Origin of the sequence: Halothermothrix orenii H 168 (assembly GCF_000020485.1) — a bacterium.
Lineage (GTDB): Bacteria > Bacillota > Halanaerobiia > Halanaerobiales > Halothermotrichaceae > Halothermothrix > Halothermothrix orenii.
On the sequence record NC_011899.1, the window covers coordinates 868,836 to 894,605 of the forward strand.

Annotated in this window: 21 protein-coding genes and 1 other annotated feature; of the genes, 17 read left to right on the forward strand and 4 right to left on the reverse strand. The window is 36.3% G+C overall.

What is annotated here, in order from left to right:
- Nucleotides 1-154 precede the first annotated feature (154 nt).
- The 9 genes from glpK (at nucleotide 155) to pepF (ending at nucleotide 11,473) form a co-directional block, all read left to right on the forward strand.
- Nucleotides 155-1,654, forward strand: a complete 1,500-nt coding sequence (gene glpK / locus HORE_RS04255; RefSeq protein ID WP_012635754.1) for a glycerol kinase GlpK — start codon at nucleotides 155-157, stop codon at nucleotides 1,652-1,654.
- A gap of 191 nt (nucleotides 1,655-1,845) precedes the next feature.
- Entirely contained in the window at nucleotides 1,846-3,357 is a 1,512-nt protein-coding gene (locus HORE_RS04260; RefSeq protein WP_012635755.1) for an NAD(P)/FAD-dependent oxidoreductase, read from the forward strand.
- A complete protein-coding gene (locus HORE_RS04265) occupies nucleotides 3,350-4,633 on the forward strand; it encodes an NAD(P)/FAD-dependent oxidoreductase (RefSeq protein ID WP_012635756.1) in 1,284 nt (427 codons plus the stop codon). Before HORE_RS04260 ends, HORE_RS04265 begins: the two co-directional genes overlap by 8 nt.
- Nucleotides 4,626-5,021 (forward strand): DUF1667 domain-containing protein, encoded by a 396-nt coding sequence (locus tag HORE_RS04270; RefSeq protein ID WP_012635757.1) that lies wholly within the window; start codon nucleotides 4,626-4,628, stop codon nucleotides 5,019-5,021. The genes HORE_RS04265 and HORE_RS04270 overlap by 8 nt, the downstream gene beginning before the upstream one ends.
- A gap of 15 nt (nucleotides 5,022-5,036) precedes the next feature.
- A complete protein-coding gene (locus HORE_RS04275) occupies nucleotides 5,037-5,606 on the forward strand; it encodes a glycerol-3-phosphate responsive antiterminator (RefSeq protein ID WP_012635758.1) in 570 nt (189 codons plus the stop codon).
- 180 nt (nucleotides 5,607-5,786) lie between these two features.
- Nucleotides 5,787-7,178 carry an asparagine--tRNA ligase gene (asnS, locus tag HORE_RS04280; RefSeq protein WP_012635759.1) on the forward strand — a complete coding sequence of 464 codons (1,392 nt, stop codon included), beginning with the start codon at nucleotides 5,787-5,789 and terminating at the stop codon, nucleotides 7,176-7,178.
- 48 nt (nucleotides 7,179-7,226) lie between these two features.
- The gene (locus HORE_RS04285; protein ID WP_012635760.1) at nucleotides 7,227-9,083 is read left to right on the forward strand and encodes an FAD-dependent oxidoreductase; all 1,857 of its coding nucleotides are present in this window, start codon (nucleotides 7,227-7,229) and stop codon (nucleotides 9,081-9,083) included.
- Nucleotides 9,080-9,595 carry a methylated-DNA--[protein]-cysteine S-methyltransferase gene (locus HORE_RS13175; RefSeq protein WP_012635761.1) on the forward strand — a complete coding sequence of 172 codons (516 nt, stop codon included), beginning with the start codon at nucleotides 9,080-9,082 and terminating at the stop codon, nucleotides 9,593-9,595. Before HORE_RS04285 ends, HORE_RS13175 begins: the two co-directional genes overlap by 4 nt.
- A gap of 81 nt (nucleotides 9,596-9,676) precedes the next feature.
- Nucleotides 9,677-11,473 (forward strand): oligoendopeptidase F, encoded by a 1,797-nt coding sequence (gene pepF / locus HORE_RS04295; RefSeq protein ID WP_012635762.1) that lies wholly within the window; start codon nucleotides 9,677-9,679, stop codon nucleotides 11,471-11,473.
- A gap of 199 nt (nucleotides 11,474-11,672) precedes the next feature.
- Here pepF and HORE_RS04300 read toward each other — a convergent pair whose 3' ends face one another.
- Entirely contained in the window at nucleotides 11,673-12,473 is an 801-nt protein-coding gene (locus HORE_RS04300) for an alpha/beta hydrolase (RefSeq protein ID WP_012635763.1), read from the reverse strand.
- Between the two features lie 351 nt (nucleotides 12,474-12,824).
- On the opposite strand from HORE_RS04300, the gene pepV reads away from it, so the two are divergent.
- Nucleotides 12,825-14,219 carry a dipeptidase PepV gene (pepV, locus tag HORE_RS04305; protein WP_012635764.1) on the forward strand — a complete coding sequence of 465 codons (1,395 nt, stop codon included), beginning with the start codon at nucleotides 12,825-12,827 and terminating at the stop codon, nucleotides 14,217-14,219.
- A gap of 202 nt (nucleotides 14,220-14,421) precedes the next feature.
- Nucleotides 14,422-15,249, forward strand: coding sequence for a DUF4097 family beta strand repeat-containing protein (locus HORE_RS04310; RefSeq protein ID WP_012635765.1), 828 nt, complete (start codon nucleotides 14,422-14,424; stop codon nucleotides 15,247-15,249).
- Nucleotides 15,250-15,390: 141 nt separating this feature from the next.
- On the opposite strand, the gene argS is transcribed toward HORE_RS04310, so the two are convergent.
- Together argS and HORE_RS04320 are read right to left on the reverse strand one after the other, a co-directional pair.
- Nucleotides 15,391-17,091, reverse strand: coding sequence for an arginine--tRNA ligase (gene argS, locus HORE_RS04315; protein WP_012635766.1), 1,701 nt, complete (start codon nucleotides 17,089-17,091; stop codon nucleotides 15,391-15,393).
- A 102-nt stretch (nucleotides 17,092-17,193) separates the two neighbouring features.
- Nucleotides 17,194-17,417, reverse strand: a binding site (T-box leader).
- A gap of 103 nt (nucleotides 17,418-17,520) precedes the next feature.
- Nucleotides 17,521-19,125: a thiamine pyrophosphate-binding protein gene (locus HORE_RS04320; protein WP_012635767.1), complete on the reverse strand. Its 1,605-nt coding sequence runs from the start codon at nucleotides 19,123-19,125 to the stop codon at nucleotides 17,521-17,523.
- 435 nt (nucleotides 19,126-19,560) lie between these two features.
- Between HORE_RS04320 and HORE_RS12885 the strand changes: the two genes are divergently transcribed.
- From HORE_RS12885 to yfcE, 4 genes are all read left to right on the forward strand, one after another.
- Nucleotides 19,561-19,713 (forward strand): hypothetical protein, encoded by a 153-nt coding sequence (locus HORE_RS12885; protein ID WP_167935757.1) that lies wholly within the window; start codon nucleotides 19,561-19,563, stop codon nucleotides 19,711-19,713.
- A gap of 113 nt (nucleotides 19,714-19,826) precedes the next feature.
- The gene (locus HORE_RS04325; RefSeq protein WP_041605856.1) at nucleotides 19,827-22,577 is read left to right on the forward strand and encodes a PD40 domain-containing protein; all 2,751 of its coding nucleotides are present in this window, start codon (nucleotides 19,827-19,829) and stop codon (nucleotides 22,575-22,577) included.
- A 15-nt stretch (nucleotides 22,578-22,592) separates the two neighbouring features.
- A complete protein-coding gene (locus HORE_RS04330) occupies nucleotides 22,593-23,042 on the forward strand; it encodes a YaiI/YqxD family protein (protein ID WP_012635769.1) in 450 nt (149 codons plus the stop codon).
- Nucleotides 23,043-23,121: 79 nt separating this feature from the next.
- A complete protein-coding gene (yfcE, locus tag HORE_RS04335; RefSeq protein WP_012635770.1) occupies nucleotides 23,122-23,682 on the forward strand; it encodes a phosphodiesterase in 561 nt (186 codons plus the stop codon).
- Here the strand turns inward: yfcE and HORE_RS04340 are convergent.
- Nucleotides 23,674-24,519, reverse strand: a complete 846-nt coding sequence (locus HORE_RS04340; protein WP_012635771.1) for a DUF92 domain-containing protein — start codon at nucleotides 24,517-24,519, stop codon at nucleotides 23,674-23,676. The two genes, yfcE and HORE_RS04340, sit on opposite strands and share 9 nt — an antisense overlap.
- Nucleotides 24,520-24,852: 333 nt before the next feature.
- On the opposite strand from HORE_RS04340, the gene HORE_RS04345 reads away from it, so the two are divergent.
- Nucleotides 24,853-25,266, forward strand: a complete 414-nt coding sequence (locus HORE_RS04345; protein WP_012635772.1) for a nucleoside recognition domain-containing protein — start codon at nucleotides 24,853-24,855, stop codon at nucleotides 25,264-25,266.
- Nucleotides 25,267-25,311: 45 nt separating this feature from the next.
- Nucleotides 25,312-25,770, forward strand: coding sequence for a nucleoside recognition domain-containing protein (locus HORE_RS04350; protein ID WP_012635773.1), 459 nt, complete (start codon nucleotides 25,312-25,314; stop codon nucleotides 25,768-25,770).

Here is a 25,770-nt window from a genome sequence, read left to right on the forward strand (position 1 = left end):
AAAACTTTTTGACAACTATATTATTTTATAATATAATTTAAGTAATAGAGGTTTAATAACCAGGTCGGAGAGAGGAGAAAGGCCTGTTTAATGTCTATGTGCACATTAAACAGGCTATTGTTATTTTATGACATATTTTAATGGAGGGATTTATGTGAATAAAAAGTATATAATGGCCATTGATCAGGGGACAACCAGTACCAGAGCTATGATATTTAATCACCGGGGTGAGGTTGTCAGTAAGTCACAGCAGGAATTTAGTCAGATATACCCTAAACCGGGCTGGGTTGAACACAGTCCTGATGAGATCTGGGTTTCGATCCTTGGTGTCATGAGTGGCGCCTTAAGGTCAAAAGGTATTTCACCCAAAGAAATTGCTGCCATTGGAATTACAAATCAGCGAGAGACTACAGTAATCTGGGATAAAAATACAGATGAACCTGTCTATAATGCTATTGTCTGGCAGTGTCGGAGAACTACAGATATCTGTCAGGAATTAAAAAATAATGGGCTGGAAGATAAATTTAAAGAAAAAACGGGTCTTGTCCTTGACCCTTACTTTTCAGGGACCAAAATTAAGTGGATTTTAGACAATGTTGCCGGAGCCAGGCAGAAAGCTAAAAATGGTGACCTTCTGTTTGGCACAATTGATAGCTGGTTGATATGGAAGCTTACCGGGGGAAAAGTCCATGTCACTGATTATACTAATGCATCCCGGACTTTATTATATAACATTCATGAGTTAGACTGGGATGAAGAATTATTAGATATCCTTGGTATTCCAGAGAGTATACTTCCTGAAGTTAAAGCGAGTTCGACAATTTACGGTAATACAGTACCCTATCATTTTTTCGGAGAGGAGGTTCCTATTTCTGGTATTGCCGGGGACCAGCAGGCTGCTACCTTTGCCCAGGGTTGTTATGAAAAGGGGATGACTAAAATTACCTATGGTACCGGTGGATTTATGTTAATGAATACCGGAAAAGAAGCGGTTACTTCAGATAATGGACTGTTAACAACAATTGCCTGGGGCCTGGATGATGGTATATATTATGCCCTTGAGGGAAGTATTTTTAACGCCGGTTCCGCGATTCAGTGGCTAAGGGATGAACTTGACTTAATTGAAGATGCTGCTGATTCTGAGTATTTTGCCAGTAAGGTAGAAGATACCGGAGGTGTCTATGTTGTTCCTGCTTTTACAGGACTCGGTGCCCCTTACTGGGATCCCAGGGCCCGGGGGATAATTGTAGGTCTAACCAGGGGAACTAATAAAAATCATCTTATCCGGGCCACTATTGAGTCACTGATTTATCAGAGTAAAGATGTTTTAATGGCAATGGTTGAAGATTCGGGTCTTGATTTAAAGGATATAAAGGTTGATGGAGGTGCTGCTGCTAATAATCTTTTGTTACAGTTCCTATCAGATATGACCGGATCCCGGGTTGAAAGACCCATTAACACTGAAACGACGGCAGCCGGGGCAGCTTATCTGGCTGGTCTGGCTATTGATTTCTGGACAGACCAGGAGGAAGTACTTAAGATAAGGAAAGTTGACCGGGAGTTTAATCCTGATATGTCAGGGGAAAAAAGAGAGCAATTATACAGGGGATGGAAAAAAGCTATTAATGCAGCCCTTAGCTGGAGTAAGACTTAATTATAAATTGATTTTTAACTGATAATATTATATAATTAATTTAGGTAATAAAATTAACTACTAAAATAGAATAAAAATGGTGGAGAACAAGAGAGAACCATTATTATTGACCTGGGTGAAGTATGCCTTCATTACATAAAGGTCAGTAAGGTGGTTCTCTTTTTTTATTTAAACAAAAAGGAGGAATATAGATGAGAGCAGACGTTATTATCATCGGAAGTGGTGTTGTTGGAAGTGCAATTGCCCGGAGACTTGCCAGATATAACCTTGATATTATTCTTCTTGAAAAAGAACATGATGTTGCTATGGGTACAAGTAAAGCTAATTCAGGTATTATACATGCCGGTTATAATGCACCCTATGATAGTCTTAAAGGTAGATTGAATGTCAAATCAAACCCTGAATTTGATAAACTTTGCAGAGATTTAAGGGTTCCCTTTAAACGGATTGGTTCCCTGGTAGTTGGCTTTGATGATAAAGACCTGAAAATACTTAAAGAAGAAAAAGAAAATGGAGAGAAGGCCGGAATAAAAGACCTGGAGATAGTAAAGGGCAAAAGGCTTTTTGAAATTGAACCAAATTTAAATCCAGAAGCCATGTATGCCCTGTATGCTCCGACTGCCGGTATTATTTCTCCACACCAATTTACAATTGCCCTTGCTGATAGTGCTGCCCTCAATGGAGTTAAAGTTATGCTTTTGACAGAAGCCCGGAACATAAAAACTGAAAACGGTATGATTACCGGGGTAGAAACTAACAGAGGTTTTATTGCTGCTAAAGTAGTTATAAACGCTGCTGGTGTATATGCCGGGAATATTGCCAGTTTAGCCGGTGATTCGAGTATTTCTATAACCCCGAGGAAAGGTGAGTATCACCTTCTCGATAAAGAATGGGGTGATAAAGTCAATCACGTATTGTTCCCTATTCCCAGTACAGTATCAAAAGGAATTCTGGTGACACCTACTGTCCACGGTAACCTCTTAATCGGTCCTAATTCTTATAATGTTGAAGACCCTGAAGATGTATCAACTACAACATCTGGACTTGACGAGGTTTATAACGGGGCCAGAAGGCTTGTTCCTTCAATAAATCGAAGGGATGTAATTGCTTCTTTTGCTGGATTAAGGGCTGCAGCCTCAGGAGAAGATTTTATCATTGGTTCTTCCAGTCACATTAAGGGGCTTATTCATGCTGCTGGTATCCAGTCACCGGGATTAAGCTCAGCTCCAGCAATTGCAGAAAAGGTAGAGGAAATTTTTAAAGATATAGCTGATGAGTTTTCCCTTGAGATCAGTTATAAGGATGATTTTAAGGAAACTCTTCCGGAATACCCCTGTTTTTCAGAAAAACTTGAAAAAAGTCATGAACAGGAGTGGAATAATTTGGTTAGGGAAAATCCAGATTTTGGTGAAATAGTTTGCCGATGTGAACGGGTAACAAAGGGTGAAATAATTGCAGCTATTCACCGTCCGGTACCGGCCTTAAGCCTTGATGCTATTAAACGAAGAACGAGGGCAGGAATGGGAAGATGCCAGGGTGGATTTTGTGGACACCGGGTTCTGGAAATACTATCAGAAGAGTTAAATATATCTCCCCTGGAGGTAACAAAAAAAGGCGGGGAATCAAAAATATTAATGAGAAAAACAAAAGATACGGAACATCAATATGAACAAATGGAGGTAGGTGTTGGTGAAAATGTATAACTATGACCTTGTAGTTGTTGGTGGGGGACCGGCTGGACTGGCAGCAGCCCTGGAGGCATACAAAAATGGTGTAAATAAAGTCTTACTGCTGGAGAGGGATTATTACCTGGGAGGTATACTTCAACAATGTATTCACAATGGATTTGGCCTTGATTATTTTAAAGAAGAGTTAACAGGTCCAGAATATGCAGAGAGATTTATAGAAAAACTCGGTGATACCAAAATTAAAGTCATGACAGAGACAATGGTGGTCCGGGTAACACCTGATAAAAAAATATATGCTCTTAACAAAAAAGAGGGTTTATTTGTTGTCAATGCCAGGGCTATAGTTCTGGCAATGGGATGTCGGGAGAGAACCAGAGAAGCAATTAGAATTCCTGGAGATAGGCCAGCAGGAATTTTCACTGCCGGTACAGCCCAGCGTTATATTAATATTGAGGGGTATATACCGGGCCGGGAAGTTGTTATTCTTGGTTCAGGGGATATTGGGCTTATTATGGCCCGGAGGTTGACACTGGAAGGGGCCAGGGTCAAAGGTGTTTTTGAAATAATGCCTTATTCATCAGGACTGGTAAGAAACAAAGTGCAGTGCCTTGATGACTTCAATATACCATTATATTTAAAACATACAGTTATCAGAATTTATGGTCGGGATAGAGTAGAAAAAGTTACTGTAGCCAGAGTTGATGAAAAATTCAGGGTTATACCCGGAAGTGAAAAGGATATAAAATGTGACACCTTGCTTTTATCAGTAGGACTTATCCCTGAAAATGAATTAAGTAAAGAGGCGGGAATCTTACTTGATAATACTACTGGAGGCCCGGTAGTAAACGAAGTAAGGGAAACAGATATAGAGGGTATTTTTGCCTGTGGTAATGTTTTGCAGGTTCATGACCTGGTTGATTATGTAACCGAAGAAGGTGAAATTACTGGAAGAGCTGTATCCAGTTATCTTAATAAGAAGCGTACTGTCCGTAAGAAACCAATAAAACTAGTTCCGGAAGATAATGTCAGATACATTGTTCCTCACCAGATTGATTATAAAGATCAAAGTAGAAAAAGAGTTAAACTGTTTATGAGAGTAAAGGAACCGATGGAGAAGGTCAGGGTAAGGTTATTAGACCCCCAGACCGGTAATGAAATTGTTAGCTATCCTAAACCGATTGTAACTCCAGGAGAAATGGTTACTGTCTATTTACCTGAGGCCCTGATTAAGGAAAATATGGATAAAATAAAAATTTCAATTAATAAGGAGGAAGGTGGCGGTCATGACTAGAAATATAATATGTATAAGATGCCCCAAGGGGTGCCGGATGACTGTTGAGAGTAATGATAAAAAGATTGGGTCAATTTCAGGTTATGGTTGTCCCAAAGGGCTTGAATATGCAAAAGAAGAGTTTTTAAATCCAACCCGGATTTTGCCGACTACTGTCAGAATTGTTAATGGAGAATTACCGCTTGTTCCGGTGAAAACAGCTGATCCAATTCCAAGAGAAATGATCAATGATGCCATGAAAGAGATTAATAAAGTTACAGTAAAAGCTCCAGTTAAACTGGGTCAGGTAATTATTAAAGATCTTGCCGGGACCGGAGTAAAGCTTGTAGCTACCCGTAGTATTGCCAGAAAGGTGGAAAATGGCCAAAAAACGGTTGCTACTGCCTAGGAGAGGAAAAAAGATATGAAACATTTGAAAAAGTATTTCAAAAAACACCCGGTCATTGCCGGTATCAGGGATACCAGTCAGCTCAATTTTGCTTTATCAAGTGATGTTATAGCCCTTTTTATACTCTGTGGAGATATTTTTATTCTGCCAGAAATTATGGAAAAGGCCAGGGAACGGGATAAACTGGTTTTTCTCCACATAGATTTAATCAATGGAATAGGCCGGGATAAAAAAGGCATTAAATATCTTGCTGTTAATAACCTCTGTGATGGAATTGTAACCACCAAGAGTAATCTTATAAAGGCGGCCAAAAAAGAGGGTTTAATGGCAATACAACGTCTTTTTTTACTCGATTCAGCTGCCCTGAAGACTGGAGAACACCTGCTGGAAATGAATAAACCGGATGCTGTAGAAATACTACCGGGGATTGCTGCCCCATATTTTATTGAACACATTAAGCATCAGCTTCCCTGTCCTATTATTGCGGGGGGGTTAATAAGACGAAAAGAAGAAATAGATAATCTTGTCGATAAAGGAGTCCTGGCAGTATCAACAAGTAATAAAAAACTATGGAAGGAATACTAAACGGGGATAAACCCCGTTTTATTTTTTGTTTTCTTGACATAACTAATTTAACATTGTTAAAATGTTTTATAAAATGATTTGGTTTGGAGAAGGTATTTATTTCTTTATAAAGAAATATATAATTTGGATGTACATTTTATTTTATAGGATATACTACATATTGAAGAAAGGGGAGAAGCCATGGATTATTTTGAACGTACCAGAATTAAAAACATATTGGAGAAAAATATTGATAACTATAAAGATGTAATTGTACTGGGATGGGTGAGAACCAAGAGAGTTTCTAAAAACATTGCTTTTCTGGAAATCAATGATGGAAGTACGTTAAAGAACCTGCAAATAGTTATCCTTCAACCAGATAAATTCCCGCTTGACAGTATTAATACCGGAGCCAGTGTAAAAATTAAAGGTTATCTTGAGGAAGTTAAGGGTAGAGAACAGAGTATTGAAATGAAGGCTGAGGAAATTACATTAATCGGTGAAGCACCTGTTGATTATCCCATGCAGAAAAAAAGACATACCTTTGAATTTTTACGGGAAATTGCCCACCTGCGCCCCCGGACCAATACCTTCGGTGTTGTTAATCGTTTCCGCAGTAAAATGGCATATGCAATCCACAAATTTTTCCAGGATCGTGGCTTTCACTATATCCATTCACCGATAATTACGACCGGTGACGCTGAAGGAGCAGGTGAGGTTTTTACAGTTACCACCTTTGACCTGCAAAATCCTCCCTTAAGCGAAGGTGGAGAAATTGATTTTAGCCAGGATTTTTTTGGGGAAGAAGCCGGGCTTACTGTTAGTGGTCAGCTGGAAGCAGAATTAATGGCAACTGCTCTCGGGGATGTTTATACCTTCGGGCCTACATTCAGGGCAGAGAATTCAAATACTTCCCGCCATGCCTCAGAATTCTGGATGATTGAGCCTGAAATGGCCTTCTGTGATCTTGAGGAAATGATGGACATTATTGAGGAATTTATTAAGTTTTTATTTAAATATGCCCTTGATGAATGTCCTGAGGAGATGGAATTTTTTAATAAATGGATTGACAAAGGTCGAATAGATATTTTAAAAAAAATTATAGACGCTGAATTTGCCCATATAACTTATACTGAAGCTATAGATATACTGGAAAAATCGGGTGAGGATTTTGAATTTCCGGTAAAATGGGGTATGGATTTACAGTCGGAACACGAACGGTATTTAACAGAAAAACACTTTAAAAAACCGGTCATGGTGACTGACTACCCCAAGGATATAAAGGCTTTTTACATGAGGGTTAATGATGATGACAAAACCGTAAGGGCAGTGGACTGTCTGGTACCCCAGGTTGGAGAAATAATCGGTGGTAGTCAGAGGGAAGAACGGTATGATGTCCTGCTCAAGAGGATGAAAGAACTTGATATGAATATTGAGAAATACCAGTGGTTTCTGGATATTAGAAAGTATGGAACAGTACCCCATTCTGGTTTTGGACTGGGATTTGAGAGGCTATTAATGTATATCTCTGGTATGAAGAATATCAGGGATGTTATTCCCTTTCCCAGAACTCCCGGTAATGCCAAATTTTAAGATATATGAGAGGGGGGTATCCCCTCTCCTTTTTTCAGGAGGTTGGAAATGTTTTATTCAAAGTTTTACAATTTTGTGCTGATAGCTTTAGTAGTTATATTTATTCCTGTAATAGTTGAAGCCAGGACCATTATAGAAGATTACCAGCTGGTTGTATATGGGGGAGAGCCAGAAGGAGTTATGGCTGCTGTTTCAGCAGCCAGGTCAGGGGTTAAGACTCTGCTGGTTATGGAAAGGGATAAACCGGGTGGTTTGATGGTATACGGTGGTTTAAATTATCTTGATTTGAATTATTCACCTCATGGAGGTAATTTAAATAAAGGTCTTTTTCAGGAATGGCACCAGAGAGTTGGTGGTCAGGTAGCTTTTGGAATAGATAAGGCAATATCTGTATTTCAGAATATGCTGGCTTCTGAAAAAAATATTAAGGTTATGAATAATACAGAACTTATAAAAATAAAGAAAGAAAAGGGATATATAAATAGTCTTATATTAAGGGAAAAAGGTAAGTTAATCGAAGTTAAAGCCAGTTATTTTATAGATTCAAGCCAGGAGGCCCATCTTGCAGTAAGAGCCGGGGCACCCTATTTTGAAAATGGTGCTGATATTGGTTTGCCAGAACGCCATATGGCTGTGACCCTGGTATTACATATAGGTAATATAAATTATGAAGGACTGGTAAAGGCTGTTAAGGATGGCAAATTTGGACCAGCTCATATTAATCATAATCACGCCTGGGGTTTTGTTAGAATCGGGGACATGTATAAACCCCATGATAAAAATATAAAGCTCAGGGGTCTTAACATTGTATTTGAGAAAAATGACAAGGGCCAGCTTGAAGCCTATATTAATTCTATGTTGATTTTCGGGGTTGATCCCCTTGATAAAACCTCTTTAAAAGATGCTTATAAAAGGGGAAAAAAAGAAGCGGCACATGTCCTTGCTTTTTTAAAAAAACAGGTAGATGGTTTTGAAAGGGCTGTCTTGATGGATTTTCCCCAGGAGTTATATATCAGGGAAGGAAGACATATTTTAGCCAGATACCAGTTAAAGACTGTAGATTTGCTGGAAAATAAAATTTTTGAAGATACAGTGGCTTTAGCATCTTATCCCCTTGATTATCAGGCTTATACACCTGAATTTGCCGGGTTTGTTCTTTTTAATCCTGTAGTGTATGGTATTCCCATGCGTTCATTAATTCCCAAAAACCTTAAGAATGTTATGGTAGTTGGCAGAAGCAGTGGTTATAGTTCTCTGGCAGCTGCTAGTGCCAGGGTTTTACCTACAGGTATGGCCTGTGGTGAGGCAGCAGGTTTAATAACTTATTATGCACATAAATCAAACTTAACCTATGCTGAAATTACTGACCATAGAGAAATAATTAGAAAAGTTCAAAAATCGTTAGGGATTTATAGAGATATTAACTATTATGAAGATTTTGTCGATCACATCATAGAAGATAGTGTTGTCAGACCCTATTTAGAAGAGCTGTTATCCTGGGGGCTTGTTGTAGCCGGATACAGGAATGATTTTAAATTAACAGAGATAATCAGGGAGAAGCAGTTTGCTTATATTATTATAAAGGGTTTAAGGCAACGACAGGCCCCGAATTTATGTGAATGGGTTCCAGAAAGTATTATAACACTTTCAACTAACAGTTATTTAACCCGGGATCGGGCTGCCATGTTACTTCTTACAGCATGTGGTGAAAAAGTTCTTAACATGGAAGTAGATGAATATTATAATAAGGCCTGCCAGATGGATTTGATTTCCAACAAATTTAGTAAAATGGTTCCTGATAATAGATTATTGACCAGGCGGGAAGCCTATATGTTGCTGGGGTATTTTTTAAGAAAATTTGATATACCCGAATCTTTAAAAAGATTCAGGGGTGAAATAAAGTGATAAAAAATTATTATCCTTCTCCACTGGGTTTAATGGAAATTACATTATCTTTAGATGGTCTGGTAAGCATAACCTTTGTTAAAAATGTAGACAATAAATATAAAAACCTTTATAGTATTAACTTTACCTGTAAACAGCTTTATGAACTAAATAAAGAGGTTTATAATCAGTTAAATGAATACTTTACCGGCCAGAGGCGTAATTTTAACCTGCCTCTGGCCCCGGCAGGGACAGATTTTCAGAAAAAAGTGTGGCAGGAGCTGTTAAATATCCCCTATGGGGAGACATGTTCCTACGGAGATATTGCCAGGGCATTAGGAAAACCAGGGGCAGCCCGGGCTGTAGGGAGGGCCAATGGAAAAAATCCTCTACCTATAGTAATACCGTGTCATCGGGTTATAGGCAGCAATGGAGAATTAAAGGGTTATGCCTGTGGCCTCTGGCGAAAAAGGTGGCTTATAGAACACGAGTCTTATTATTCTAAACAGGGACAGTACCGGGGCTTATTATGACCTATTAACTCTTATTTTTTAAATTACATTTGAATAAGGATGGTTTTAAATTTGTTTATAAATCATAAAGGAGTGAGGAGTATGGCTAAAGAATTACCCGAAAGAAATAAAATTGATGATAAGTATAAATGGGATTTGGAGGATATATATAAAACAGATGAAGAGTGGGAAAAAGATTTTAACAGGGTAAAGGATAAATTAAAGGATATTGCTACATTCCAGGGCAAGCTGGTTAATTCCAGTCAGAATCTTTTAGACGGGTTAAATTTAATTATGGAGGTAGAAGAAGTAGCCACCAGGCTTTATGCTTATGCCCACATGAGACAGGACGAGGATACCAGAGACCAGTCTTATCAATCTTTATTTAACCGTGCGCAGAGTCTACATAATGAGCTGGCCAGTATTACATCCTTCATGGTTCCAGAAATCTTAACCCTGTCCCGGGAGCAAATGAATAAATATCTTGAAGAAAAAGAGGGGTTAAAACTTTACCGGCATTTACTGGATAATATCCTGCGTCAAAAAGATCATTACCTTTCTGCAAAAGAAGAAAGGCTAATTGCAATGGCCGGTGAAGTTACCCAGGGTCCCTATAATATTTTTAGTATGATGAATAATGCTGATCTTACCTTTCCTATAATTAAAGATGAAAAGGGTGAAGAGGTCAGGGTAACCCATGGCAGGTTCATTGAACTTATGGAAAATAAAAACAGAAGAGTCCGTAAAGATGCTTTTAAAGCCCTTTACAGTAAATATAATGAATTTATAAATACCTTTGCCAGTACCCTGAATACGGCTGTAAAAAGCCATATATATTATGCCAGGGTCCGTAAATATAATTCAGCCCTCGAATCTGCCCTTGATGATGATAATGTTCCAGTTGATGTTTATAATAATTTAATTAAAACAATAAAAGACAATCTTAAACCTATGTATAAATATATGAAATTAAGAAAAGAGATCCTTGGTGTTGATGAGCTTCATATGTATGATATTTATACTCCACTGGTTTCTGATCTTGATATAAAAATTCCTTATGAGGAAGCCAAAGAAATGGTTATTAATGGCCTGAAACCACTGGGGGATGAATACCTAAATATCTTGAAGGAAGGTTTTAATTCTGGATGGATTGATGTTTATGAAAATAAGGGAAAAAGGTCAGGGGCTTATTCATCTGGATGTTACGGGGTACACCCTTATGTTCTTTTAAATTATACTGACAACCTTGATAATGTCTTTACGCTGGCCCATGAAATGGGGCATGCTATCCATACATATTATTCAAACAAAAATCAACCTTTTGTGTATGCTAATTATAAGATTTTTGTGGCTGAAGTGGCATCTACCCTGAATGAAACATTACTTATCAAGTATCTCCTTGAGAACACACAAGATGAGAAGAAGAAAAAATATTTAATTAATCACTATCTGGAACAGTTCCGGGGTACTGTATACCGCCAGACTATGTTCGCTGAGTTTGAAAAGATAATTCATGAAAAAGTAGAACAGGGACAGCCTTTAACTTCTGGATTATTGAAGGAAATATATAAAAAATTAAATGAGGAATATTACGGACCTGATGTTGTTTCTGATGAGGAGATTGCACTGGAATGGGCCCGTATACCTCACTTTTACTACAATTTCTATGTTTATAAATACGCAACTGGTTTTTCGGCAGCAACAGCCCTGGCCAATAAGATTTTAGAAGAAGGGGATAAGGCAGTTCAAAGATATATCCAGTTCTTAAAAAGTGGTGATTCTGATTATCCATTAAACGTCCTGAAAAAGGCCGGGGTAGATATGTCGTCACCTGAGCCCATTGAATCAGCCATTTCAACCTTTAAAGAATTTGTTGACAGGTTTGAGAAATTAAGTTAACAAAAAAGTATCACTTCTCCAGAAGATATAATAAAACATAGAAAAAATGTAAGAGGGTTGTTTTAATATTGACCTGTGATTTATTCTTATAGCTCCCCCTGACCAGTCCTGACCAGTCAGGTTAATTGTCTGGTCAGGGGTATTGTTATTATTGCTTCCTGTTGATTATCTAACAAATCACGAAATTCGATATTATTTCTTAAATAGTTTTTAATAAAAAATCTGTAACAATTCTGGCACATTTATCTTTTTCTGGTCCATCATTTATTACATGAGGGGAATTTTCCAAAATGACCAGTTTTTTTTGTTTTGACTTTATATTATTTTTTATGGTATAGGCTGCTTTTAATGGTACAGTATCATCTTTTTTTGATGCAATAATCAGGGTATTACAGGATATCTGGGGGAGTTTTTTACGGGTAAGCCTCATTAATTTATGTAATTCTGCCCCCTGGACCGGGAAGGTGTATCCCCAGTAGTGTTCACGGTATAGTTTGTCTTCAGGGGTTAGACCCTCTTCGTCCAGCTGTAATACTTCAGGATCATTCTTAATTTCTTTCTTAAAAAATTTTATGATATGACTATAGGGTAAAAGAGGGTGGTTAGCGTAAAGAGCTGCTGCAATCAGAATAAGTTTAGCAGAATGATTAAATCTGGCGGCAGTTAATAAAGCTAACAATCCTCCCATTGAGAGGCCAGCCAGGTGGACATTCTTATAGTCAGCTTTTAAATTAAGGTAACTATCGTAAATTTTACGGAGCCAGTCCCGGGCCCCACTGGTTAAAAAATCCTGCCGATTAGTGCCATGGCCTGGAAGCCGCGGTATGTAAACTGTATAACCGGTCTTTTTATTAATCTCTTTTCCCAGATACTCCATTTCAGCGGGTATACCGGTAAAACCATGAATAACAAGAACAGCATCTTCTTTTGAACCAGAATAAAATCTTTCCCGGGCTATGGGATTAACCTGTGTATCTGGATTTAAATTTAAGTCCTTCATATAATCTCCCCCTTTGCTTTTTTATAAAACTGATTACTCTTTCTTTTAATATTCTTTATTTAATAAGATAATCCCTTTTATTTACAAGTCAATATTTTAGAGTAAAACTTTTTATTGGATAATTGATTAAATTAAATATTTAATTAAGATGTCAAATACCAGGAATAAATTATTCAGGTTTATTATTTAAAGGTAGTTGTTAATATCAAAAGATTGTTGTGGGTATATATTGTGTATATATTAAGGTTTCATAAATTAATTTATATAATTTTTAAGTTTAGGTAATATAATAGAGGAGAAAATACTTTTTATAGAGAAGTTTTAATTAGTAATAAAAAGGAGGGGTTTGGCGTGAGGTCAGAAGTTAACAGTAAAATAGATAGTTTAAAGGAAGATATTATAAAATCAACCCAGGAATTAGTTAAAATCAGAAGTGTTGAGGAAAAGGGACAGGAAGGTAAACCTTTTGGTGAAGGGGTCAGTGATGCCCTGGAAAAAGCCCTGGAGATTGGCAGAAATTTAGGGTTGAAGACAGGAAACGTAGACGGGTATGCTGGTTTTATAGAAATAGGTTGTGGTAAAGAAATGGTTGGAATCCTTTGCCACCTTGATGTAGTTCCTGAAGGTAGTGGCTGGACTTACCCTCCCTATGGTGCTGAGATACATAATAATAAAATTTATGGCCGGGGTACTCTAGATAATAAAGGACCGGCTGTTGCCGCCCTATATGCCATGAAAGCGGTTAATGATCTCGGTTTTGATTTAAATAAGAGGGTCAGATTGATACTGGGGACAGATGAAGAGAGTGGCTGGGAAGGTTTAAAATACTATCTGGAAAAAGAAGAAATACCTGATTCAGCCTTCAGCCCCGATGCTGAGTATCCTGTTATTCTTGGAGAAAAGGGTATACTGAACATAAAAATTAAATCCTTATTTAATAATGAAAATAATAGTGGTTTAGTATCTATTAAAGGGGGAAATGCCCCCAATATGGTTCCTGATTATTGTGAAGCAGTATTTGATATTGTTGTTAACCATGATGAAATTGTTAGTAAACTCAATGAATTTAAAGAGAGGACCGGGTTTAAATTAGAGGTTGAAAAGTCCGGGGAGAGTCTTATAATAAAATCTTACGGAAAATCAGCCCATGGTAGCCTGCCAGAAGACGGTCATAATGCTATCTCACAGCTTATGGTGTTTCTTTCAGATATGATATCAACTGATGATGCTCTGGGCAAATTTATTAAGTTTTATAAGGAGAGAATTGGAATGGAGTATTACGGGGAATCGATCGGTTGCCATTTACGTGATGATGTCTCAGGACCACTAACCTTTAATGTGGGTATGGTTAATATTAATCAAAATTCTGGAGAAATTATAGTAAACATCCGTTATCCCGTGACTCTCTCCAGAGATAAAGTTTTAAATGGTATTAAACAAATAATTGATCAGACTGAGTTTAGACTGGAAGAGATGGAACATATGGAACCGCTATATGTACCCAAGAATGATCCCCTGGTACAGAAATTGATGAAGGTGTATCGAGAATTTACCGGGGATGACAGGGACCCAATAACAATAGGTGGGGGAACTTATGCCAGGGCTGTTGAGAAAGCTGTAGCTTTTGGCCCCATATTCCCGGGACAGCCTGAATTGGCTCATCAAAAGGATGAATATATAGATATTGACGACCTCATAAAGAATGCCAAAATCTATGCCAATGCAATCATTGAACTGGCCACATAATCAAAAAAAAGGGGCCACCCGTGGTGGCCCTTATTCCATCTTATCAATAGTAAGTATTTACTTAATTGTTGTTAATATAGGGAAATTACTATATAATATATACAATAAGTCATATGTTGTTTTTCAAGCATAAAAGAGGGTAGAAATCGGTAACAGTGATAAATATAATAATATTTTTTAAAAAATAGTCAGGGGGTATAACATGTCCAGGAAACTAATATTGAGTTCATTAATTGTAGTTTTTATAGCTTTAATGCTTACAGGGTGTTTTTATGAATATGCCGGGACAGTAAGGCACTATACAGTTGATTATGTTCCGGGTGTAACTATTAATCTTGAAAATAAAACAGGTGATATAATAATAAATAACTGGTCCCAGGATTATATCCTGGTTGAGGCTAAGATAAAAGCCGGGGCCGAATCAGAGTCAAAGGCCGAGATGGCGGTTGATGCTACTGTAGTAGATATAAAAAAAGAATTTAATAATATTTATATAAAACCCGTCTTACCCGATTTTACATATGACAACCGGGTAGTAGTTGATTTTGAAATTAATATTCCTGATAATTTCAATGCCGAACTTTATACTGCTACCGGTGATATTACAGTTGAGGAATGTAAAGGTGATTTAATTCTGGATACAAGCACCGGAGATATAACAGTCGATGAAGCCCTTGACACCTTAATGGTGGAGGTCGGTACCGGTGATGTTAACATTGGTTATGCCAGTGGTGAAACAAATGTTGATGTCAGTACCGGTGATATAGATGCCAATTTAAACCTTGAGGCCGGTACCAATAACAGGGTAACTACTTCTACTGGAGATATTTCATTAATATTAAGGGATCCTTCTACCTACCTGGTCGCCAGTGTTGGTACAGGTGATTTAAACTTTGATTTAAACGGGGTAGAAATGCAGATAAAAGAAATCAGTGATAATACCTTAGAAGCTATTATTGGCGGTACTGATGCCTCTAATCTTTATATCCATACAAGTACCGGTAATGTTACCCTGAAATGCAGTCAATAAAGGAAAAGAATTATTAAAATAATAATCTACCGGGTGATTAAAAACTTTAAAGTAGTAAACTTTATAACATGAAGAAAAGCCAAACCCATAGTGGGTTTGGCTTTTATACTTATAGCCAGAATAACTTATCCTATAATTGGTTTACATTTTTTCAGGTGTTTTGATACCCAGTAGAGAAAGACCGGTTTTAAGAACAGTATTTACGGCATATACCAGGAACAACCTTGCTTCCCTGACTTTTTGGTCATCTACAAGAATCTGGTTATCATGGTAGTACTTATTAAAGGCCTTGGCCAGTTCTGTAATATGCCTTGTAATAATAGAGGGTTCATACCTCTCAGAAGCCTTTATGATAGTGTCCGGGAATTGTGATATAAGTTTTATAACATTAAAGGCGTCTTCATCTGTTAATAGTGAATAGTCATCGAGTTTTTTAAATTTATAATTGCTCTTATTCAGGACACTTTTTGTCCTCACATAAGTGTATTGAACATAGGGTCCTGTTTCTCCCTCAAAAGATAGGGTTCGATCCCAGGAGAAGACATAGTCTTTTATTCTACTATTATAAAGTTCCTGGAAAATTACAGCACCTATCCCTACTATTTTTGCAACCTCTTCTTTGTTTTCAAGATCGGGGTTTTTGTCCTCAATTGTTTCTTTGGTTTTCTCAATTGCTTTATTTAATACATCCTCCAGGAAGACGACTCGACCTTTTCTGGTAGACATGGTACCGTCTTCCAGACTTACCATACCAAAGGGAACATGGATACAATCCCTGGCCCATTCATGGCCCATTAATTCAATAATCTTAAACCACTGGTCAAAATGAAGTTTTTGCTGAGAACCGACAACATAAATGTTTTTATAAAAATTATATGTTTTTTTCCTGTAAATAGCGGCGGCAATATCTCTGGTTATATAGAGGGTTGAGCCATCACTTTTTTCAATCATGGCCGGTGGCATATTATATTCTTCAAGGTCAACAATTTTAGCCCCCTGTGATTCCTGAAGGAGACCTTTTTCTTCCATCTCCTCAATTACATCAGGCATCATGTCAGAATAAAAACTTTCCCCGGCATAAGAATCAAAATCTATACCGAGCATATCATAAACCCGTTTAAATTCTTTAAGGCTCATGTTCCTGATCCATTTCCATAAATCCATTGCTTCTTCATCTTTATTTTCAAGCCTGTTAAACCAACTTCTGGCTTTTTCTTCAAGTTCAGGATTTTTTTCTGCTTCTTCATGAAATTTAATATACAGTTTTAAGAATTCGGGAATGGGGTTTGATTTAATTTTATCTTTATCACCCCATTTATTAAGGGCAACAATTAATTTACCAAACTGGGTTCCATAATCACCGAGATGGTTAATGGCAATTGCATTATATCCCAGAAAGTTATAAATATTTCTCAGGGCGTGACCGATAACGGTTGTCCTGATATGACCTATATGGAAAGGCTTTGCAATATTAGGAGAGGAAAACTCTACAATAACATTTTTTCCTTTTCCAATATTTCTGGCTCCATAGTATTTACCCTTTTGTAATATTTCTTCGAGGACAGTTTCAGCAAAAATCTCTTTATTGATAAAGAAATTTACATAAGGGCCGGTGTTTACAACTTTGCTAAAATAACTATTACCTTCAATTTTACTGGCAATCTCCTCAGCTATAATATTTGGTGCTTTTTTAAATATCCCGGCAAATTTAAAACAGGGGAGAGCATAATCCCCCATTTCCGGTTGAGGAGGAATTTCAATAAGATGTTCAATCTCTTCAACATTTAAATCATTAATTTCTTGACTGATAAGGTCTACAAGTTTTTCTTTAAAGTCAATCATTCCAGTTACCTCCTTTTTAAATTAAAGTCGAAATTTACTCCATAGTGAATTAGACTGTTTTAAATAAAGTATTTTACAGAAATAAAAAAACCCTCATCTCCTGATAGAGACGAGAGTTGTTCCCGTGGTGCCACTCTGCTTGGTATAACTATAAAAATTATACCCGCTTAATCTGTTAACGGTAAGTACCGGTCAACCCTACTTCAGTGGTTCAGATTGACTTCTCCGGGGTGCGCTTCAGATATATTATGGTTATCAGGCTTCCACCATCCCTGACTCGCTGGTAACCAGTTAATATACCTTACTCTCCCCTTCATCAAATTTGGACAATATATTTAATTAATTTATAAATAAATATACCATATAGGTTTTTTAAAATCAAGGTAACATTACTAAAAAATATACATGATTTTATATATTGGTCTATATTCAAGATAATTTAGTTCCTGATGGGGGATAGCTGGCTGTTGGAATATCAATTAAGAGACCATTTGTCTGTTTATTTTCCTTTAAAAGAGCCTGAAGTTCATTAATATTATTGGCACGTTTTCCTTCAAATCCACAGGCTTTAGCTATTTTAACAAAATCAGGGTTTGTAAGTTCGACTTCTTCAGGTACTAACCCGGCGGCCTCCATTCTGTTTTTTTCCATTGCCAGAGAGTTATTATTTAAAACAATTATTTTTATGGGTAAATTATATCTAACTGCTGTCGAGATTTCAGCCAGAACCATAGATAGACCTCCATCACCTATAATTGAGGTTACCTGATTATTTGGTTTATTAATTCTGGCTGCCAGGGCAGAAGGGAGGCTGAACCCCATAGTTCGCCATGTCCCCGAAATCAGTGTATGGGCACATTTGTTACCAAAATACCGACCAAACCATATAACATTATCTCCAGAATCAAGGCAAATTATTTCATCAGGTTGAGTATTTTCACTAATTATTCTTATTATAGTCTGGGGCGGAAGAGGCCAGTTTTCCTGGTGTGATTCTTTGGTGATTCTATCCATCCAGTTATTTCTTAAATCCTTTATATGGTCTAACCAACCTGTTTCATTTTTTGAATTTATTTTCGATAAAAGTGTCTGTAAGGTGTTTTTGATATCTCCTATAAGACCAATATCAACTGGATGTGTAGCCCCGATATTTTCTTTTATCAGGTCAAGTTGAATTAGCCGGGGTTTTCTGGGGGTATAATCTTTAGGCCACCAGGTAGCTCCCACAGTTAATATTAAATCTGCTTCATTGAGGGCCCGGGCTGCTTCATTGCTTCCCGCATGTCCGAGACAGCCGAGTCTAAGGGGATGACCAAATTCGATCAACCCACTTACAGGAAGGGTGTTAATCAACGGTGCATTAATTTTCTGGGCCAGCTCTATTAATTCTTGACGGCAGTTTTTAGCACCTCTACCATAAAGAATAGAAATTTTTTCAGTGTTATTTATACTGGTAGCAGCTCTATCAAGCTGGTTTTCGTCAACTGTTTGTTTATGATTTAAATGTTCAGGATAAGGCCTGGGGATAGCATTTGTTTCCTGATCCCACAGATCCATAGGAATAACAATGTGACTTACTCCTCCTTTTAAAATTGACATTGTCATGGCTTTGTAGAAAATATCGATAACTGTGGCCGGATTTATTAAGATACTGGAATAAACGGTCAGGGGCTCAGTGAGTTTTAACTGATCCACATATTGCTTATAGTCGGTTCCAATATTATAAGTGGGAACCTGTCCAGTTATTAAAAGGAGTGGGACTCGATCACTGTACGCATCAGCAATACCATTAATAATATTGGTAGTGCCAGGACCACTGTGGGCAATACAGACACCCAGATTTCCGGTTAATTTTGCTTCAGCTGAGGCCATAAAACCTGCGGTAGATTCATGTTTAGTTGTGAAGAGCTTGACCGGTGACCCCTTTAGCTTTGAAAAAAATTTCAAGATGGTATCACCGGCGTACCCATATATATGCTTTACACCAAAGTTATGGAGTTGTTCAATAATAACTTCTGATACTTTCTGACCCATATACTATTCCCTCCATTAGTATAATTATTTACTGTTTTTATTATAATCCAAAGAACTTAAATTAATACCGGGTAGTTTTAAGGAATCTTTTATTAAAATAATTAAAAGGAATTAAAACAATTAAACTATTTTTTCTATAAAATACCAGGTAAAAGAATATATAAGACTAATAATATAATAAAATAAATATTTAAATAACGTTGAAAAAGAAAGAATTAGTCCTCCAAAATAATAGGCAAGGTCTGAAGGCGTTTAATAGATGACCTACTCCTGGAAATACACCTGCCGATATCTGTAATAAAGCTATGGTACTTAATAACTACTTATTTGCTATATTATTTTGATGGAACATTTTATTACTATCCTTATTTATTACTCAGGATAGATGGCCCCGGGAATACCTGAATTAGCCCAGGAAAGTCAACCGGCGTTAGATTGAACGATGCCATAGTTGAGGCAAAGAGGGGGGCTGCTGCTCCAAATCCGGCTACAAAAAGGTCACCTGGATTTTCAAACCAACTTGATGGCAAAAAATCAATTATTCATGAACAGGTGGTACTGTTATTATATTATAGAAGTATAAATTAATTAACGGTGCTGGGGGGAGGAAATTTACTTTTTAAATAGAAGTAAATATTAATATTGTTTATTTTAATTTATATATTACATAAATTAAAATGTTGTAATAGGGAGTGATGGATTTGGGTTATAGAAAATGCTTATTTTTTTTAGTTATTTTGTTGATTATGGTAACTTCACCGGTCCTGGCTGGTAAATGGTATACAATGAAAACTGACCATTTTATAATTAATTTTCAAAAAGATAATGCTATGGCCGCTTATAAAGTTTCCAGAATTGCTGAAGATGTTCATGATAAATTGATTAGATTTATGGAATATGAACCGGTAACAAAGACATATATAAACATTTTTGATGATGCCGATATGGCCAATGGTAGTGCTGATGTTATCTGTTTTAACAGAATTAATGTGTATCTTAGAAAGCCAGATATTTATTCAGGAATGGTAGGTTACAGTGAAAGCTGGTTGCGTCTTGTAATTACACATGAATATACCCATATTCTGCATCTTGATATGAATGAAGGGGCCTCCAGGTTTTACCGACATATATTGGGGAAAATACCTATATTAACTACTCCCAATATACTTCAACCCTGGTGGCTTATTGAAGGTTATACCACATATACTGAAACAAAATTTACAAACGGGGGGCGGGGTAAAGGTGATATTTATTCAATGTATATAAGGACTGCTGCCCTTCAAGATAAATTATATTCGGTTGACAAAGTAAGCGGGAAATATGACCTTTCTTCCTGGCCTACCGGAGGAATACCGGTTTACATATATGGTTTATCCATTTGCAGGTATATTGCTAAAGAATATGGAGAGGACAAGCTCGTTGAAATAAGCCATAAGTTCTGCGAAGAACCCCAGGAAGGAATTAATAAGGTTATTGAAAAGGTATTGGGAATAGAGGTAGATGAATTATACAAATCATGGAAGTTTGAACAGAAGAGAAAAGCTATAGAATTAAATGAGAGAATTGAAACAGAAGGCAGGACTGAGATAACGAGGTTAACTGAGCATGGTTATTTTACTTTAAATCCTTCGGTTTCACCTGATGGTAAAAAAGTAGCCTATTATCATTATTATAATAAATTTTCGGCGATTAGAATATTAACTGAAGATGGAAGAGATTATCAGCTGGTTCCAGCAATATCATCATCAGATGGAAATATAACATGGTCACCGGATGGAAAAAAACTTGTTTACGCTAAACAGGATGTATATAAAAAAGTATATAATTATTATGATTTATATATGTATGATTTTACCACTGACCGGGAGATAAGGTTGACCCGTGGTGAGAGAGCATATGCTCCGGTTTTTAAAGATAATAATACAATTATATATTTAACCCAGGATAAAGGTATAACCAGTATTAAAAAAATAGATTTAAAAACCCGGCAGACTTCAACCATATTAAAGGGAAATAGTAGCTTTTCATTTTCATCTCTTGATATTTCCCCTGATGGAAATAAAGCTGTGTTGAGTGTTATGTATAACAGCAAGAAAGATCTTTATTTATATTCTTTTGAAGATAAGGTATTAAAACCATTGATAGATGATAACCATATCGAGGTCTTTCCGGTATGGTCACCGGATGGAAAATATGTTGTCTTTAGTTCAGATAGAAATGGTAGATTCAATTTATATGCCCTGGATATGGTTACAAAAAATCTTTATCGCATAACTAATTTATTTACCGGGGCCTTCAAGCCCAGCTTTAGAAATAAAGATGAAATTGTATTTGTCGGATATTCATTAGATGGATATGACCTTTATTCAGTAAGGCTTGACAGGGTGGAATGGAAAAGAGTTGGTAAGTTGAATTTTGTAAATAGAAGACGTATTATAAAGATTAAAGAGGAAGAAGATTCTCCTGATTACTGGTTTGAAAAGCTTAAAACTAGTTATCGGGTCAGGGAATATAGTCCTTTTCCATCATTATATCCCAAATATATAATGCCTAATTTCAGTTTGATATACACTTCTGAGGGAACCAGCCTTGATACAGGTTTTACTACTTATGGTAAGGATGCTCTTGAAAAACATAGCTATTCCATGAGTTTTAACTATCACAATAAATCTCCTGAGCCGTCCTTTGATTTCCAGTATAGTTATCAGCCTGGAACTTTTCTATTATCACTGACCACCAATCAGAGTTTAATAAAAGATGGAGACTGGGTACGGGAGCGTAATGTAGATATTATGCTGGGTTATCCGTTAATAAATAAGTCTTTTTACTACCACCTGTTATTATTAAATTCAGTTTATCATGATGAATATTGTTATGACAATAAAGATGTTGATAGTTATACTCTTTATGGCACAGGTTGGCGATATGGAGGGATTACCGGTAGTGGTCCAGTCCAGAATAGCCTATACTGGGGTATAGATAGTTACTGGAAAAAAGATAATATAGAAGAATATAAAGTAGAAATGTCTGCAGATAATTATCTGGAATTAAATAAAAAAACTACCCTGGCCGGACGTTTAATTATCGGTTATAACAAAATTGATGATTTTTCCCTGGGTCAGGGAAACCTGGTAAGAGCCTTCAGGGAAGAACCATTGAAGGGTTCTAAACTGGCAATCTTTAATTTAGAACTGAGAAAGGAATTGATTAACATTGAAAGTGGTCCAGGGGTTTATCCTGTATTCTATGATGACCTCAATGGTACCCTCTTCTATGATTTTGGCTTAACAGGAGATAATGAATATGATGTTATACCTGTTGTTGGAGGAGAACTGGGGCTTGAAATTTCCCAGCTTTATGGATTAATGAATCTGGAACTAGTTCTGGGGTTTGGCCATGACCTGGAATACGAATCCAGCAATTTATATATAAGAATTGGAAAATATTTTTAACAGGTGGTTTTATTTATGAGAATATTGGTTGATGGTGATTCCTGTCCTGTCATCAAAGAAGTTCAGGAAGTAGCCCGGAAGTTTGGTATTGACCTATTTATATATACAGATATTTATCATGATATTTACCTAAATTATGGTAAAATGATCAGGGTTGACTGCCAGAATCAGTCAACTGATAATACCCTTTTTAATGATTGCAGACCAGATGATATTGTAGTGACAGGTGATTATGGTCTGGCAGCCATGGTTATGGGTAAAAATGCTGTGGTTATTAATTTCAATGGGAAGGTATTTTCCAGCAGAGATATAGATGTTCTATTAATGAGACGCCATATTCATTCAAAGATAAGGAGGGGTGGGGGAAGACACCCCACCCCTAAAAAAAGATCCAGAGAACATAATTTACATTTTAAAAAATCACTGACCAGACTTATAAATAAAAAAATGGGTATAATTTATTAATAATTATTTGATAACTTTGATGATAACTACAAATACAAAAGATATTATGGTAATTATAAAAAAACAGGAGGTATAGTAAATGAAGGAATCAATTGTTGTTGTCAGTGATACCCACGGGAGTTTAACCGCCTGGAAAAAAGCCGAGGGTTTAATGAGCCGGAGTAAACTTGTAATTCATGCGGGGGATGTATTATACCATGGGGCCAGAAATCCCCTGCCAGACGGTTATAATACCACTGGTTTGATAGAAGAGATAAATAAATTTAAGGGAAGTTTAATGATGGTAAAAGGGAATGTGGATTCCCTTGTTGATGAGTGGGTTTTGCCTTATCCTTTACCAGAATATGTTCTTGTGGAAATAAATGGATTAAGACTGGTGGTCTACCATGGGTATCAACATAATAATGAAAAGGATAGAATTAAATTTGCCAGGAGATTTAAAGCAGATATTCTTATTTATGGACATACTCATATTCCTGAAATTAAAAACAGAGAAGATATTATTCTGTTAAATCCAGGGAGTATGTCTTTACCCAAACAAAAACCTGCTATTCCCTCAGTAGCTGTTATTAAAGATAATTCAATAGAAATAATTGATCTGGATAGCCTGGAAATAGTTAAAGAGATGACTTTAAAATAAATAAAGACCCAGGGTCAGGGATACTAAAGCCCCTGACACAGAACTTATCAAATTAACAAGGTCATTATTTAACCAGGTAAAACCACGGATAAGTCTAGTTTTTTGTCCACAATAATGAATAAGCCTTTCTGTTTCTTTTTCACAGCAGGGACAATAATATATTCCCTGATATGTGGCCCCGAGGAGACTATCTGTTAAAGAACCAGCCAGTCCCCCTGATATGGAAATTAATATATACATAAAATTTTTATTTATAAAGCCCTTTAATAAAGAAATAGAACAAAAGGCAATAAAACCAATAAAAAAACCTCCAGCCAGTGATGAGGTCAGTCCTAGCCATGTAACTCCACCTGAAGTTCCCCGGGCTACCTTTTTAAAGCTGGTTATCAACCGGGGAGGTGTTTTCGATAGAACACCAAGTTCTGTTGCCCATGTGTCTGCATTGACAGTAGCTATTACCCCTAAATAAGCATAAAATAATGTTGTGGCTGGATAATGATTTAAAACTTTAAGACAGGCCAGGATTATACCAATACCCCCATTGGCCAGGGTTTGTCCCAGATCCCTTTGGCCGGTTTTTTGAAACTCCCTGGCTATAGTCTTTTTTTGTCTTATTTTAAAGTGTGATAAAAGGCTTGAAGAAACAAAAAAGGCCCCTAACAATATAAACCAGGTAAAACCACCACAACCAAAAATTATAGTTCCAACCAGTATTGCTCCCATGATTCCACTCTTTGATAGGGAGTTTTTTTTATAGGCAATGAGTGCAAAAACCAGGCTCAATAATAAACCCAGTCCTAATTTAACCCAGAATACCTCAAAATTATTATTAACCATCTGTACCTCCTTTGCATTTATTTGTAAAGTTTATTATATGATAATTATTCCACACTGTCTCCTTGTTATTTTTGTTTTTAAATCTTTTGCCTTTCTGGTATAATATTCATATAACACATTAAAGTAATTATGATGTTTAAACTGTAATTTGTAATATTGTCTTGTGGTCATTATCGTCAATACTTATATAACCAGGGTATATTTGCTATTACATCTTTAAATTTCAGGCTAAAACATTATTACAAAGGGATAGAAGGTAACTTTAATATAAGGGTAAATCATTTAATATAAGAAATCATAAAATATAGGTTTAAGTAACGGAGGTAGTCTTAATTGAAACAGGTAGTTAAATCAGGATTTTTAAAAGCCCGGGATGTGTTTATTGATCTAATAAAAATAATTATTCCAGTATATGTTTTGGTTACATTTTTAAAATATACAGGTTTTATTGATTTGGTGGCAGGTATATTTAGTCCGATGATGCAGGTAGTGGGACTACCAGGGGAAGCAGTTGTTGCTCTTCTTACTGCATATCTTCTTAATATTTATGGTGGAATTGCTGTAATATCTGGCCTGGAATTAGGACCCAGGGAAATAACTATTCTGGGAACGATGATAGGTATTGCCCATAGTCTTATAATTGAATCAGCTATTTTTAAAAAACTAAAGATAAACCTATTTTTGATTAATGTTTTAAGATTAAGTCTCTCTTTATTAAGTGGGGTTATATTAAACATTATACTTTAAAAAATAGTCTAAATATAAATGAGATACAAAATCAGGGGGATAGTTATGGACTGGAATGGATTTATAAACGAAGCAGTTACCGGTAGTGTCGATATGGTTATAAAAATAGTAATGATAATCTTTCCCCTTTTTATTGGAATTGAAATAATAGAAGAAGCCGGTATTATTAAAAAGATATCTAAAGTATTTAAAAGCACTTTAAAACATTTTGAGCTTCCAGAGACTGCCAGTTTACCGATTATTGTCGGTCAGTCTTTTGGGTTGTTGTATGGAGCCGGGTTAATATTAAGGTATGTTGATGATAATAATTTTACCTATAAGGAAGTTACCACCATTTCTGTTTTATTTGCTGTCTGTCATGCTGTCTTTGAGGATACCTTATTATTTGTAGCTATTGGTGGTAATGGATTTATTATACTTGGAATGAGAATCTTACTGGCTCTTGGTGTTACCTATTTATATGGAAAAATAAAAAAGCAAACAAAACAGGTTTATTATATTTAA